The 15,216-nt window shown below is 52.2% G+C and carries 12 protein-coding genes; 8 read left to right on the top strand and 4 right to left on the bottom strand.

What is annotated here, in order from left to right; genetic code table 11:
* The first annotated feature begins 18 nt into the window (after positions 1-18).
* From GT3570_RS17005 to rlmH, 4 genes are all read left to right on the top strand, one after another.
* Entirely contained in the window at positions 19-1,386 is a 1,368-nt protein-coding gene (locus tag GT3570_RS17005; RefSeq protein ID WP_062898392.1) for an ISLre2-like element ISGsp3 family transposase, read from the top strand.
* Positions 1,387-1,618: 232 nt separating this feature from the next.
* Complete coding sequence (locus tag GT3570_RS17000; protein ID WP_011232933.1) at positions 1,619-2,839, top strand: S1C family serine protease; 1,221 nt, start codon at positions 1,619-1,621, stop codon at positions 2,837-2,839.
* Positions 2,840-2,894: 55 nt separating this feature from the next.
* Entirely contained in the window at positions 2,895-3,047 is a 153-nt protein-coding gene (locus GT3570_RS18290; protein ID WP_011232932.1) for a CxxH/CxxC protein, read from the top strand.
* Positions 3,048-3,131: 84 nt separating this feature from the next.
* On the top strand, positions 3,132-3,611 hold the full coding sequence (gene rlmH / locus GT3570_RS16995) for a 23S rRNA (pseudouridine(1915)-N(3))-methyltransferase RlmH (RefSeq protein ID WP_011232931.1): 480 nt from the start codon (positions 3,132-3,134) through the stop codon (positions 3,609-3,611).
* Between the two features lie 358 nt (positions 3,612-3,969).
* On the opposite strand, the gene GT3570_RS16990 is transcribed toward rlmH, so the two are convergent.
* Complete coding sequence (locus GT3570_RS16990; RefSeq protein WP_011232930.1) at positions 3,970-5,208, bottom strand: GGDEF domain-containing protein; 1,239 nt, start codon at positions 5,206-5,208, stop codon at positions 3,970-3,972.
* Positions 5,209-5,924: 716 nt separating this feature from the next.
* On the opposite strand from GT3570_RS16990, the gene GT3570_RS16985 reads away from it, so the two are divergent.
* Positions 5,925-7,079 carry a glycerate kinase gene (locus tag GT3570_RS16985; protein ID WP_062899072.1) on the top strand — a complete coding sequence of 385 codons (1,155 nt, stop codon included), beginning with the start codon at positions 5,925-5,927 and terminating at the stop codon, positions 7,077-7,079.
* A 217-nt stretch (positions 7,080-7,296) separates the two neighbouring features.
* Here GT3570_RS16985 and manA read toward each other — a convergent pair whose 3' ends face one another.
* Positions 7,297-8,259, bottom strand: a complete 963-nt coding sequence (gene manA / locus GT3570_RS16980; protein ID WP_062899071.1) for a mannose-6-phosphate isomerase, class I — start codon at positions 8,257-8,259, stop codon at positions 7,297-7,299.
* A 191-nt stretch (positions 8,260-8,450) separates the two neighbouring features.
* Positions 8,451-9,977 carry an FAD-dependent oxidoreductase gene (locus GT3570_RS16975; protein ID WP_062899070.1) on the bottom strand — a complete coding sequence of 509 codons (1,527 nt, stop codon included), beginning with the start codon at positions 9,975-9,977 and terminating at the stop codon, positions 8,451-8,453.
* A 183-nt stretch (positions 9,978-10,160) separates the two neighbouring features.
* On the opposite strand from GT3570_RS16975, the gene GT3570_RS16965 reads away from it, so the two are divergent.
* Positions 10,161-11,540 (top strand): ATP-binding protein, encoded by a 1,380-nt coding sequence (locus GT3570_RS16965; RefSeq protein WP_023634555.1) that lies wholly within the window; start codon positions 10,161-10,163, stop codon positions 11,538-11,540.
* A gap of 148 nt (positions 11,541-11,688) precedes the next feature.
* On the opposite strand, the gene GT3570_RS16960 is transcribed toward GT3570_RS16965, so the two are convergent.
* Positions 11,689-13,077: an amino acid permease gene (locus GT3570_RS16960; protein ID WP_011232925.1), complete on the bottom strand. Its 1,389-nt coding sequence runs from the start codon at positions 13,075-13,077 to the stop codon at positions 11,689-11,691.
* Between the two features lie 231 nt (positions 13,078-13,308).
* Between GT3570_RS16960 and GT3570_RS16955 the strand changes: the two genes are divergently transcribed.
* A complete protein-coding gene (locus GT3570_RS16955) occupies positions 13,309-14,052 on the top strand; it encodes a TrmH family RNA methyltransferase (RefSeq protein WP_011232924.1) in 744 nt (247 codons plus the stop codon).
* 251 nt (positions 14,053-14,303) lie between these two features.
* Positions 14,304-15,209: a cytochrome aa3 quinol oxidase subunit II gene (gene qoxA / locus GT3570_RS16950; RefSeq protein WP_062899069.1), complete on the top strand. Its 906-nt coding sequence runs from the start codon at positions 14,304-14,306 to the stop codon at positions 15,207-15,209.
* Positions 15,210-15,216 lie beyond the last annotated feature (7 nt).

Below are 15,216 nucleotides of genomic sequence, written 5' to 3'. Positions count from 1 at the left end.
ACAGGAGGGAGAGAGTCCATGAAACATCTTACCACAGAATGGCCCCTATTAAAAGAGTTGGAGGAACAATTAGTCAGAACTCTTCAAAAGGTGTTCGCTGTCTTGTTGGCGGCCCTTTTGGAGGAGATTGATCAACAACTGGCGGAAGCGCGGGACAAGCGCCGGTATCAGCTGAAAGACAAACGGCCGACTACGATCCAAACGCTGTTTGGAGAAGTGACGTTTCGACGGAACTACTACTATGACCGGCAAACGGGGAACTATACCTTCTTGCTGGATGCCGAATTAGGCTTTGATGGGGCCCGATCGATCAGTCCTTGCCTCGAGGAAACGGCGGTCGAGTTGGCCGTAGAGTGCTCTTCCTACCGCAAAGCGGCCCGTACGTTGGAGTCGATCGTGGGGTATGCGGTCATGAGCCACGAGGCGATTCGCCAACTGGTGCTGGAGGCCCCTGTCTCGCTGCACCGCCCTGTTTCCCAACGGCACGGCCGGGTGCTGTTTGTGGAGGCGGATGGACTGTTTATTTCCCGCCAGGGGAAAGGGAAACGGGCGAAAGAAGAGAAAATCCTGGCGGTTCACGAGGGATGGAAACGAAACGGTTCGCAGCTTGAGCTCGTGAACCGGCGCCACTACCTCCATGAAGGGGAGGGAGACGTGTGGGAACGGTTCGAAGAGTGGCTGATGAACGAATATGCCTATGATCCGTGCCGGGACCTGTTGATCATCAACGGCGACGCGGCGTCGTGGATCACGGCCTGCCGGGAGTATTTTGGGAAGCGGGCGTGCTTTCAGCTGGATCGATTTCATGTGGCGCGGGAGCTGCGTCAGTGTCTGTCCGGCCACCCGCGTTGGCGGGAGGTGCGGAAGAAGCTGGCGAAACAAGACGAGGAGGGGCTTCTGGTGGAGCTGAACAGCGCGGTCGGCACGTTGGAGGACGAAGCGAAAGAGAAGCAGATGGCTGCCATGATCCGCCGGATCGAGTCGATGCCGGGATGCATCCGGGACTATCGGGAGTGGCTGTCGGAGCAAGGGGTGGAGACGACCGGCATGCGTCCGATGGGTCACGCCGAGAGCGTGATGAGCCGGTTTGCGCATCGGGTGAAATCCCGCCGCAGCTGGAAAGACCAAGGGCTTCGGGCGTTTCTGAGGGCGATGGCAGCCCGAATCGACGGGATTTGGCGGAGAAATGGGCAGTTGGTGGAGGAAGAAGAGACCCGAACGGCAGCCTCGGCCTCGACGAAGTCCAAGCGGGTTGAACAGGCCAAACGGAAGGCAGGACGGTTATGGGCAGATGTGGTGCGTCAGAATCTACCGTGTCTGCAGCGGTCATCCGGGACGCCGATCCATCAAGCGTTGTCGGCGCTCCGGGATGGTGGTTGGGTGTAAAAAAATGGAATATCGTATCATCGCCTCAAGATGAGGGACGAGAGTCCGAAAGCGCTTACGATATTAATTCCTGAAAATGGTTCGCTAACTAGTGATTGACAACGCCCGTAGTGAACCGAAAAAATGTTCTCCACAAAGTCTTGACTGACTCAGGGAGACACATTTGTTGGATTTTTTCTCCTGTTCATGATTATAATGAGGGATGGAGACGAATGTGGAAAGGAGGGTGAGCATGGGATACTACGACGACCATTATGAGCCGTACGAACAAACGAGGAGGAAGCGGCGAAGCGGATCGTTTGTTTCCGCGCTTGTCGGCGCCGTGTTAGGAGGGCTGCTCGTCCTCATGTCCATTCCGGCGCTTTCCCGTTGGGATATCCTCCCGTATGATGTTGTGCCGAATCAAAGAGCAGAGGAAGAGCCAAAAACAGAGGAAAATGGAACTCCACCGATTCGGCAGAGTGTTTCCGTAGATGTGACGACGGCGGTGACAAAGGCGATCGACCAAGTGTCGGATGCGGTTGTCGGCGTTGTCAACATTCAAGAAGCCAGCTTCTGGTCGCAAGGAGGCGAGGCTGGCGTCGGATCGGGCGTCATTTACAAGAAAGCGGGAGGCCGGGCGTTTATCGTCACGAACCATCATGTTGTTGAAAACGCCAGTCAGCTCGAAGTGAGCCTCAAAGATGGGACGAGAGTGCCGGCGAAGCTGCTCGGCAGTGATGTGCTTATGGATTTAGCCGTCTTGGAAATTGACGCGAAGCATGTGAAAAAAGTCGCCCAGTTCGGCAACTCCGATACGGTGAAGCCAGGCGAGCCAGTCATTGCCATCGGCAACCCGCTCGGTTTGCAGTTTGCCGGCTCGGTGACACAAGGCATTATTTCCGGAACGAACCGGACGGTCGAAGTCGATTTGGACCAAGACGGCGCTCCAGACTGGAACGCAGAAGTATTGCAGACAGATGCGGCGATCAACCCGGGCAACAGCGGCGGCGCTCTTGTCAATATCAAAGGGCAAGTCATCGGCATCAACTCGATGAAAATCGCCCAAGAGGCGGTTGAAGGCATCGGGTTCGCGATCCCGATCAACACGGCCATTCCGATCATTTCGGACTTGGAAAAATACGGACAAGTGCGCCGTCCGTACATGGGCGTTGAACTTCGCTCGCTGAGCGACATCCCATCGTACCATTTGCAGGCGACGCTCCATTTGCCGCCGAACGTAACGGAAGGAGCGGCGGTCATTCAAGTCGTGCCGATGTCGCCGGCCGCACAGGCGGGTTTAAAACAGTTTGATGTCATCGTGGCGCTTGACGGCGAAAAAATCCGCAACGTGCTTGATTTGCGCAAATATTTGTATACGAAAAAATCGATCGGCGACCGGATGGAAGTCACGTTTTATCGTGATGGGAAAAAACGCACGGTCACGATGAAGCTGGCGCGTGAGTCGTATTAAACGAATGGAGGGAGCGAAAACGCTCCTTCTTTTTTCCACAAGGAGAGGGGCGAGAATGATGATATTCACATGTGAAGAACATGTCGACATCGCCATTGATCAATATGTAGATGAAACGGAACAGGCGCCGGATCTCCTGCCTGTGGACAACAGCGAAAAACAGTGCTATTTTTGCTCGAAACAAGCTGTATATGTCGTAGGAGGATAACAGTTTTTTCACAACATGTGGATATGTGTTGTGTATATGTGGATAAATCTTGTTGATAAGCTGTTTATAAGGCAGGGGTTGTTTGTGCATATTTCCATTGTCGCTGTGGGTAAATTGAAGGAAAAATATTTAATCGCTGGAATTAATGAATATACAAAGCGTCTGTCCGCATACGCCAAAATCGACATCATCGAAGTCGCTGATGAAAAAACGCCGGAGCGGGCGAGCGAACTTGAGGAGGAACAAATCAAAGAGCGCGAGGGAGGACGGCTGCTGGCGAAAATTCCGCATGACGCTCACGTCATCGCGCTCGCGATTGAAGGGAAGATGCAATCGTCCGAGCAATTCGCCGCCCGTCTCGATGAGCTCGCCACCTACGGCAAAAGCAAAGTGGTGTTCGTCATCGGCGGCTCGCTTGGCTTAAGCAAACAAGTGATGGCGCGCGCCGATGAGACGCTGTCGTTTTCGAAAATGACGTTTCCACACCAGCTGATGCGCCTCATTTTGCTCGAGCAAATTTACCGCGCATTTCGCATTAACCGCGGGGAACCGTATCATAAGTAAATGGGGTTTTTCCATTTCTTAGTTTCATGATGGGATGAAGACGTTCTATCGCAGATTTATCCATTACGGTTGAATATGGGGGATAAAGTATGAGACATTTGATTCAAATAGCCGTTGCCGCCAATGCAGCACAACGGCTATCCTTCATCAATCACCGTTTGTGTAATGATGAAGCGGTCTCATTATTTTATGGAAATATTTTTAAATTAAGGAATTTTTAGGTTATTCACTCAAGGGGCGCCGCATTGGTTTGACAGATCGCGAATCTTGATTAAGGTGTTATGCCAAATGACGTTTAGGGAAATATAGCAGGAAAAGAGGGTTGCGCTAAGGAAAAGTCAGGGGAGAGCCGCCTAATTTATGCAACTCCCCCGCATTGGGCTGATACTTTATTTTTGCCGCTTTCTTTCGAACGGAGCAATAAATGGTCGGCATAAATGTACGCTTTTTCAATTGACATCGTTCCTTCTGCTTGACAAAAGTAAAGACCGAACGACGACGTATAGGCAATGGGACGTTTTGCCGCCATATAATCGACCAACACAGTGCTATGGCGCACTGCTTCTCGAATCTCCTCGACAAGCCGGACGCTCTCTTCAAATGTGCGATTACGCAAAAACATCGTAAATTCTTCACCGCCGCTGCGGAACAAAAAATCGCCCTCTTTGAGAAACTGTTTCAAGGTTGAGGCGAAATGGCGGATCACCTCGTCGCCGACGGCATGGTTATACGTGTCGTTGATCGTTTTAAAATTGTCGATATCGGCGACGACGACGCCAATCCATTCACCGGATCCGTTTAGCTTGGCGATCGTTTGATCCATGTAGGCGCGGTTATGGATGCCGGTCAAAAAGTCGGTGTAGGCCATTTTTTCGAAGTGGTCGCGTTCTAGTTTATGCTGGATGCTTTGCGATTTGGAAAAGAACGAGCGGCTGACGAAGTAATTCAGCAAAAATAAGCTCAAAAGCATATCCCACCGCTGTTCTTGCAAAAAGAGAAATAACAGACCGTTTGTCAGCGCCGTTTTTCCCATGTCCATCCAGCTTCTCGTCTTAATAAAATCCAACGCCTCGCGCTGTGTCTGAATGTCGCCGGTTATATAAAAAATGATGATCAGGCAACAGTCAGTCAAAAAGGAAACGACGATGACGAGCAGGAATAAAAGCAGCCAGAAGCCAATGAACGGAATAGACTGAAACAGCGGACCAAGGAGATTGTATAAGGCAAACGCGAGCGAATTGAACGTCACAAACGAGCCGATGTTGTACAATGTGTGCAGCCATTCATCGGGTTCCGCTGTTTTCAAATATTTTTTTGCTATATGTTCAGTCAAGCGAAACAACGCTTCAAAGATAAACAGCCCGAACGGGCCGGCAAATAAGGCGAACGATAAACTATAGTTAATGCCGTAATCAACGGGAATATTGTTTTTCGTTTTGTCTATGACGCGCAAGTGTGAATACAAGCTGGAAAACAGCCAATAAAACAGCAAAGCGATGACATAGGTGCGATCGAAGGAAGGCGGTTCTGACACAAAAACAACAACAATGGATGCGGAAAAAACAGCAAAAATCATCGGTCGTGCTCGGAGTAACATCTCGGCTCTCTCTCCTATAAATCTGACCTCTGACAACTTCGGCGTTGATGAAGTGATTCCAAAAAAAAGAAAAGGAAGGCTGCTCACATGCCAGTGGCTTTCAGCAAAAATACGGATTATAGCCGGCGATGGCGAACGGTGAATTTGGAAACCGTCTTTTTTATAGAATCAAGATGTTCCCAATTGGAACAAACGAACATATGGTTACATCTATTATAGTACTATATACACAATTGTGAAAATAGACGAAATGGCATTGTTTTTCGCCTTTTTTCCACAAAATTTGACACATATTGAGTGAAAGTTGGTTCCAATCGATGCCGGTTCTTTCGTGAACTATACAGCTGGATCGTGCTTATTTCGCTGAATGAAAAGGGAAGCAGATAAAGCATAGGTGGTTCTTCCAGTACAGCTAGCGCGATTGCGGCGTTGTCGGCGACGGAAAGGCCGGAAATATCATATCGCCGAATCCGAATACGATTGCGGCGGCTGAGGTGTTTGGCGCTTCTCTTTTCCCGCTTATGACGGCTACGAGCAGCCATGGCTTGTTCGTGGCGTAAGTATGTTGGCGATTTGTTTGCGCTCAAAGGAAGCAGCGCTTCGGTTGGCGAACAACTTATAGTGGAGGCTATTGTCATCGTTTGTGCCAAGACAGCCGTTTCCGATGACTTTTCGTTTTCAAGGTTTGGATGGAGACAAAAGAGGAGGGAAAAAGAATGAAAATCGTTATTGCCCCTGATTCATTTAAAGAAAGCCTCTCGGCGCTCGAAGTCGCCGAGGCGGTGGAACGCGGGTTCCGGTCGGTGTTTCCAGAGGCTGAGTACGTGAAAGTGCCGATGGCCGATGGCGGGGAAGGGACGGTGCAGTCGCTTGTTGATGCGACTGGCGGCCGCATCGTGGAAGTGAACGTGACCGGACCGCTCGGTGAGCCGGTGCGGGCGTTTTTTGGCTTGCTCGGCGACGGGAAGACAGCGGTCATCGAGATGGCGGCTGCCTCGGGGCTGCACCTTGTCCCGCGCGACCGGCGCAACCCATTGGTGACGACGACACGGGGGACGGGAGAACTGATCCGAGCAGCGCTTGACGCCGGCGCCACTCATTTGATTATCGGCATTGGCGGCAGCGCGACGAACGACGGTGGGGCCGGCATGGTGCAGGCGCTCGGGGGAAGGCTTTTGGACGAAGACGGCTGCGACATCGGTCCGGGCGGCGGCGCGCTGGCCGATTTGCATGCGATTGACCTTTCCGGTCTCGACCCGCGTCTTGGGGGAGTCCGCATTGACGTGGCGTGCGACGTCGACAACCCGCTTACCGGTCCGAACGGAGCGTCGGCCATTTTCGGTCCGCAAAAGGGGGCGACACCGGACATGGTCGCCGTTCTCGACCGGAATTTGGCGCATTACGCAGATGTCATCCGACGCGATCTCGGCAAACAAGTCGGCGACATTCCGGGAGCGGGTGCGGCCGGCGGGTTGGGGGCGGGACTGCTCGCGTTTCTCCCGGCCGAGCTAAAGCGCGGCGTAGAGATTGTGATCGAGACGGTTCAGCTCGCGGAGCGCGTCAAAGACGCTGACTTGGTCATCACCGGCGAAGGGCGGATTGACGGACAGACGGTGTTCGGCAAAACGCCGATCGGCGTCGCCAAGACAGCGAAACAGTTCGGCGTCCCCGTCATCGGCATCGCCGGGTCGTTGGGCGACGACAGCGCCGTCGTGTTGGATCATGGCATCGACGCGCTGTTTACGATCGTGCCCGGCGTCGTGCCGCTTGAAAAAGCGTTGGAGCAGGCAGAACATTATGTGACACAAACGGCGCGGCATATTGCGTCCGTATACCGTCTTGGCCAAATAGGAAAACAATTCTTCCGTTAATATTTTCGACAAAAGAAGGGGCTGATCCAAAAAGGCGACGCCCCTTAAATGGAACACCATTCGGTCATTTTGTTTCTATGTACAACAGTAATGAGAACGGGTGTCCCAAAAGGATCAGGACACCCTCTTTCGTTTCTATATATACACACCGACCGCTTCTTCCGTACTATATTTTGTGTCTATCCTGAAGACAGACAGCCTTTTGGGACACCCGCGTTTATTTGCCTGTCCGCGGCCACGACGCGATCGCCTGGAGGGAGCCGCGAATGGTGAAACGGCCGAATTGATGCGGCAAAATGAAATGGTCGCCCCGGCGAAGCAAGTATGTCTGTCCTTTGCGGACAAGCTCGCCTTCGCCTTCGAGGATGCTGACGATGAGAAACGGTTTTGCCTGCTCTGATTCGAACGCGCCGCGGACGTCCCATTTTTGGACGCCGAAGTAGTCTCCTTCCACGAAGGTCGTCACCGTCGCGCCGGGAAATTCGGCGACATGGGGGTGGACATCGATGTCGCGATGCGGGACGGTCGTGACGTCAATCGCTTTCTCGAGATGAAGCTCGCGCTTCCGCCCTTGGCTGTCGACACGGTCGTAATCGTAGACGCGGTAGGTTGTATCTGAGCTTTGCTGCGTCTCAAGGACGAGCGTCCCTTCGCAAAGGGCGTGGATCGTGCCGCTTGGGACATAGAAGAAGTCGCCGGGGCGGATCGGCACTTTCCGAAGTAAACGATCCCATTCCCCCGCTTCCATCATCGCGCGCAGCTCTTCTTTCGTTTCTGCATAATGGCCGTAAATCAACTGAGCGCCCGGCTTGCAGTCGATGATGTACCAACACTCCGTTTTGCCGAGTTCTCCGCCTTCATGCGTTTTGGCGTATTCATCGTCCGGGTGGACTTGGACTGACAAGTCGGCGTTGGCGTCCAAAATTTTGGTCAACAGCGGGAAGCGGTCAGACGGGAAGTGGCCGAACAAATCGCGGCGTTCCTCCCATAATTGTCCGAGCGTCATCCCGGCAAACGGTCCGCGGGCGACGACTGTCTGCCCGTGTGGATGGGCGGACACCGCCCAACATTCCCCTGTTTGCGAAGACGGAATGTCGTAGCCGAATCGTTCGGCGAGCTTCGTGCCGCCCCAAATCCGTTCTTGGAAGACAGGGGTGAGAAAAATCGGTTCAAAGTCCATGCGTCATCCCTCCCGAAAACATCATGCAACGTACAGTCCACTCTCATTTTCATCTTATCACGAAATGCGCGATCGGCAAATGAAAACGATAAGGGGGTTAGGAACATACGCTCCCAACCCCCATTGGAACTCAAGGTCGACATGTCCACTGCAACGATGTTCTGCATGCGCCGCCGTCTCGCGTCAGCGCGTCACTTCGCGTCATCAAGTTCAATGCACGCGAGCGGCTGTTTCGCCGGTCCTTCGATCACATCGCCATCGATCGAGAAGCGCGAGCCATGGCATGGACAGTCCCACGTCTTGTCGCCGCTGTTCCACTCCAGCTCGCAGCCCATATGGGTGCACGTCGTATCAACGACATGAAGCGTTCCCGCCTCGTCCTTATAGGCGCCCGCCCGCTTTCCGTTGACCGAGACAACCGCCCCTTCTCCGCGCGCCAAATCTTGCGGCCGGCGGATAACCGGTTCGATCTTTCCCTCCAGAAAATGTTTGGCGACGTCAAGGTTTGTCGTGAAAAACTGCTTCATGCTTGGATCAGCGTAAAAGCGCGACGGAGAGTACAAGTCGCGGTATCGGTTGTCGCGGTCGAGAATGAGGTCAGACAAAAGCATCCCGGCGACCGTCCCGTTCGTCATCCCCCACTTCCGGTACCCTGTCGCGACATAAATGTTTGGCGTCCCTGCCGTCATCGGGCCGATGTACGGCACTTTGTCCAGCGTCGTCAAATCTTGGGCGGACCAACGGTAACGGATGTCGTTCACCGTAAACAGCTGCGAAGCGAACGAGGACAGCGCCTCGTAATGACGCATCGTCGGCACGCCTTGGCCGGTTTTATGGTTTTCGCCGCCAATCAGGATAAGCGTATCGCTGCCTGCCGCTGCGGAGCGGATCGAGCGTTTCGGTTCATCGGCGCTTAAATACATGCCGCCCGGGTACGGTTCAGTGATCGTCACTCCCAATACGTACGACCGTTCAGCGTACATGCGCGAAAAGTAAAACCCGCCGTCGTAAAACGGAAAGTGAGAACAGACGGCGACATGGTCGCACTCAACCCGTTTTTTGTCTCGCGTAATGACTGTCATCCTTTTTCCTTGTTCAATATCCGCCGCTGGTGTGTGTTCGTAAATGGCACTGCCAGCCTGTGTGATCGAATCGACGAGCTTGGCCAAATATTTGAGCGGATGAAATTGCGCCTGCCTCTTCATCACGACCGCTGCCGCCACCGGCAGCGGGAGCGGGATCGACTCAACGAAGGCGCCGTCAATGCCGAGCCGTTCGTACGCTTCCCATTCTTTCACTAGTTTTTGGAAAGAAGAGGAAGACATCGTATAAATATAGGCATCTTGCTCGCAAAAGTCGCAGTCTATTTGTTGTTCTTCGATCGTGCGGCGGATAAACTGGAGTGCGTCCATGCAGGCGTCATAATAGAGTCGCGCCTTTTCTGCACCGAAATGGTTGAGAAATTCATCATAGACGAGATCGTGCTGGGCGGTGATTTTCGCTGTCGTATGGCCGGTCGTGCCGTTCAGGAGCCGGTCGGCTTCCAGAAGGGCGACGCGCGCCCCTTGCGCCGACAACAAATACGCTGTTGTAATCCCGGAAATGCCGCCGCCGATGACTGCGACGTCGGCGGAAATGTCCGCATCGAGCTTCGGAAACGACGGAAGCGAAACGGAGTCGCGCCAGTAAGGCTCTACGGTGGAAGGAAGGGACGACATGATTACCTCCTCCTTGCATGTCAATGTTGTCTTCTGTAGTTTTCCTTTTATCGGGCGAACTATTCCACATATCCACAACCGTTTTCTTTTTTTGGCAACTATCCGCAAGGAGAAGGAAAGATGGTACAATAGAAAAAGAGAATCAAACTGTTTTGCAAAAATAACGTCAAAGGAAGATCGGGAGTGAATAAATATACAAATTCGTTTCATGAACGCCCCCATGCGCTGGCAGACAGCCTGATTTTAGAGCATTACAGCTTAAGTGAGCTCAATTTCGAGACCGTCAGCCATTACCGCGAGCGGTTTGCTCGGGTGAAACCGGGCCATCCGTGGAACGGGCTCGAGACAAAAGAATTTTTATACAAAATCGGCGCGTGGGGCAAGCTGCGCGACAGCAGCAAAGAAGGGCTGACGCTCGCGGGATTGTTGATGTTCAGTGAGGAGCGGATCATCACCGAGGTGCTGCCGCAATACTTTTTGGAATATCGAGAGCACACTGACGGTGAAGCGGCAGGATGGACGAAGCGGTTCACATCACAAGACGGCACATGGTCGGGCAACATTTACGATTTTTATTTTCGCGTGTTGGCTGAGCTGGAGCGTCACGTTTGGTCGGATGAAGGGCGCGCTCTGCTTGGCGAGGCGCTCGTCAATGCGCTCGTTCATGCCGATTATGGGGAGGAAGGCGGCATCACCGTCGAAAAAGAGGATCGTTCATTTCGCTTTGCCAACCCGGGACGGTTTCGCATCCCGATTGAAGCGGCAATGGCGGGGCATACGAGCAATTTGCGCAACCCGAATATTTTTAAAATGTTTTTGCTGATCGACGTATGCAAACGCGCGGGATCGGGCCTCAAGCGAATGTGCGATATGCAGGAACAGGCGCTTGCTTGCCCGATCGATATCTCGCAGCAAACGAATCCAGACCGTACAATCGTTGTGTTGTGTCCGCTGCAATTTCCAGCTGAAATTAGCGCAACAATGGAAACAGAACCGGCTGGACAGCTGGAACAGCCGGAACCCGAATGGCTGGATCCGGACAGTGGACAGGAAACCGAGAGCTTCATAACTAACGAACTAAACTTCGTAAGTATAGACACTAACTCCGTTAACAACGAAGAAAACTCCGAAAATATAACCAAAAACTCCGTAAACATCGGGTCGAACTCCATAAAAAATGAGTCTGACTCCGTAAATAGAGCGTCGATCTCTATAAATAAAGAGTTGAAGTTCGTAAATAGCTTGCTTAGCTCCGTAAACAACGACATCAGTATGCATGACAGCAACGAAAAAGGGGAAACGATCGACGAACGGCTATGGAAGATGGCAGAATTGGCACGGCGAAAAAAACGGTTGGCTCCAGCGGTCATGGAACAATTGATCGTTCGGTTATGCCGCGAGCGGCCGCTGCGTCTGAAAGAGCTGGCAGAGCTGCTCGAACGGACGCCGGATGGATTGCGCAACAATTATTTAGGAAAGCTGTTGGAGGAAGGGAAAATCCGCTTAAAATACCCGGATCAGCCGAATCATCCGCGCCAAGCCTACATAGCGGTTGATGAATGAAAGGATTGGAGGGTGAAAGCGAGTCATGATCCAAACGGAAATAGACCGATCGGAAGGATGGGGTCTGCGATTGCACATTTCCTGCTTTTTGTTTTAGAAAGAGGGTGTCCCGCAAGGATGGGGACACCCTCTCTTTTGATCGGACTTGTCATCCAGCTTGCTTTTCTTCGGCTTGGCCATGCTGGCGACGATGCATTCCTTTGGCGAAGTATACTGCCGTCAAAAGCAGCAGCCAGGCTGGGCCGATGATCAAAGCGATGCGCGTATCCGGGAAATACGCCATTAGGGCGGCAACGCCGATCAAAAAGGCAAGCGACACGTATGAGCTGTACGGATAAAGCGGAAGTTTGAACGTGAGACGTTGTGCTTGTTCCGCGCTCAACTGTTTGCGGAATTTCAGCTGGGACAGCAAAATTACCGCCCACGTCCAAATGGCGCCGAATGTGGCGATGCTTGTCACCCATTGGAACACTTTTTCCGATACGTAGTTCAAATATACGCCGACAAGCATGACAAGCGCAGTGGCGATCAAGGCCGCGCCCGGAATGCCGCGCTTTGTCAGCCGACCGAATGCGCTCGGCGCTTCTTGCTGTTCAGCAAGGTTAAACAGCATCCGGCTGGTGCTGAAAATGCCGCTGTTGCACGACGACAAGGCGGCGGTCAAGACGACAAAGTTGATGATGCCAGCCGCGGCGTGAATCCCGATTTTTTCAAACGTCAGCACGAACGGGCTTCCCTTTTCGCCAATTTCGTTCCAAGGATAAATGGACATGATGACAAACAGTGCGCCGACGTAGAAGATCAAAATGCGCCAAAAGACGCTGTTAATCGCTTTTGTCAACGATTTTTGCGGGTTTTTCACTTCCCCAGCCGTTACGCCAATCATTTCGATGCCTAAATACGCAAACATGACCATTTGCAGCGACATCAAAACGCCGCTGATCCCGTGCGGGAAGAAGCCGCCGTGCTTCCAAAGATTGCTGATGCCGGTGGCGACGCCGCCGTTGCCGATGCCAAAGAGGATCATGCCAAGGCCGATGATGATCATGGCGACGATCGTCACGATTTTGATTAACGCAAACCAAAATTCAAACTCCCCGTACGCTTTCACCGCGAGAAAGTTGATGAACGTCATGAGCACCAGGGCGGCAAGCGCCCACGCCCAGCGAGGCGTGTCCGGGAACCAAAACTGCATGTAAATGCCGACAGCCGTAATTTCAGCGATGCATGTGACCACCCATAAAAACCAATAATTCCAGCCTGTCAAGTAGCCAGCGAGCGGACCTAAATATTGATAAGCATAGCGGCTGAACGAACCAGCGACCGGGTGTTCGACGGCCATTTCCCCCAGCGCGCGCATGATGAAAAACATAATGGCGCCGCTGACTGCATAGCCGAGCAAAATCGCCGGCCCAGCCATTTCAATCGCGGACGCCGAACCGAGGAATAAGCCGACGCCGATCGCCGCACCCAGCGACATGAGCGAGATATGCCGTTCTTCTAAGCCTCGATGCAATTGCGGCTGTTTTTGCTCCATTGTTTCTCCTCCTTTTGATAATAAATAATATTTTTTGAAAAAGTATTTTTGAAGCGCTTACATTATAATACTAACCGATGGATAAAGAGGTTGTAAATGAGCAATGTTTTCAAGTTATTATATATTTAATAATCTGAATAGTATTTAAAAATACATGAATTGCCTTGGCATCCTGTCATTTTGTACAATGGGAAACACAGAATACGCTAGGCTTGGAAAGGGGGATGCGTTGTGGAAGAACGGGAAGCGACATCATTTTTGGAACAGCTGCGGCAAGAAGGGCTGATCACCGAATCGACGCGTCCGGTTTGGGAAATGATTTTGCCAAGGCGGCTTCGGCGGATGTATGAGGTTTTGAATGAGCGCACCCGCTATATTACCGTCTTGATCGAAGCGGTCGATGACCCGCATAACCAAGCGGCGGTGCTGCGGACGGCTGAAGCGTTTGGCGTTCAAGACGTTCATATCGTGACGGGAAAGGCGCCGTTTTCGCCGAACCGGCTTGTGACGCGCTATGCCGATCAGTGGCTGACGCTCCACCATAAGCCAGATATCAAAACGGCCATTGCCGATTTGAAAAGTCAAGGGTATCAAGTGTATGCAAGCTATCTTGGTGAGGAGACGATTCCGGTTTCCGACATCGATCTGTCCCAACCGACAGCGCTGTTGTTTGGCAACGAGCATAGCGGCGTGTCGGAAGAGGCGCTCCGCTTGGCGGACGGAACGTTTGTCATTCCGATGTACGGCTTTGTGCAAAGCTTTAACATTTCCGTCGCCGCTGCGTTAGCGCTCTATGATGTCACCGAGCGGGCGCGCCGCCAGGCCGGCCGACACTACTATTTATTGCCTGAAGAGAAAAAGGCGTTGTATGAACAATGGATGTGGCAAACGTTAAACCCACGCATTCGCAAACAGTTGCAGCAACAAGGATATGCCATTCAAACGAACGAAGGACAGCTGGGTTCTTTTTCATAAAGAATTCAGCTGTCTTGTTTTATGGCGGGCTTTTCCGCAACTCTCCTTTCTCATCAATATTTCCCTAAACGAGGAAAACAAGTGGCGATTTGTTGAACAATGATTGAACAGTTTGTGACAAATGTTTTGCCGATTTATGAACTTTTTCGCTCATTCGTTTCAAACATTTTCAATTTTGATATGGTAGAGACAAAAGAAAATGCATGGAAGGCCCCGAAATGGTTGGGGCGGAAGAGGGAGGACCGATAGCGATGAAACGGGCGAGATGGCGCGCGGTGCTGGTTTTGCCGTTTTTGTTTTTGCTTGGGGGCTGCGTGGAGCGCACGGCCGTGCTCAATCCGCAAGGGCCGGTGGCGCGCATGCAGTATGATTTGATCATGTGGTCTGTCGGCTTTATGTTGTTCATTATTGTTGTTGTATTTACGTTATTTGCCGTTTTTCTCATTCGTTATCGCGAGAAGCCGGAAAATGCCGGCTATGAGCCGCCGGATGAGGAAGGGAACACGTTGCTTGAAGTCGTCTGGACGGCCATTCCAATTTTGATTGTCGCTGCGCTCGCTGTTCCAACAGTGAAGGCGACGTTTGCGTTGGAAAAGCCGCCGACCGAGAAAGTGAAACCGATCACGATCCATGTGACGGCGGCGAACTGGAAATGGATTTTCAGCTATCCGGAAGAAAACATTGAAACGGTCAACTACGTCCATATTCCAGCCGGTGTGCCGGTCAAGTTTAAGCTGACTTCGGTCGGGCCGATGAACTCGTTTTGGGTGCCGGAATTAGGTGGGCAAAAATATGCGATGGACGGCATGGAGACAGAGCTGATTTTGCAAGCCGATAAGCCCGGCTCCTACATGGGGCGGAGCGCCAACTTTTCCGGGGAAAAGTTCGCCCATATGGAGTTTGAGGTCGTCGCACAAACGGGAATGGACTTCCGCAAATGGGTGAATGAAGTGAAACAAACCGCCCCGAAGCTCGATGAGAAAAAATATACACAAATTTTAAAACCGGGGCTTGTTGGGCGAATGACGTTTTCGAACACCCACTTACAATGGATTGACCATGCGAAACAGAACAGCCATCATGGAGATGGAAAGCCAATGAAAAATGACGATCAACATGATGAAACGATGACAAACGGTCACCATCATGGGGAGTAGGAAAGGG

The organism is Geobacillus thermoleovorans (assembly GCF_001610955.1).
In the GTDB taxonomy this organism is placed as follows: Bacteria; Bacillota; Bacilli; order Bacillales; family Anoxybacillaceae; genus Geobacillus; species Geobacillus thermoleovorans.
The sequence above is the reverse complement of the archived record's forward strand: the minus strand, read 5'-3'. Positions and strand labels throughout refer to the sequence as shown.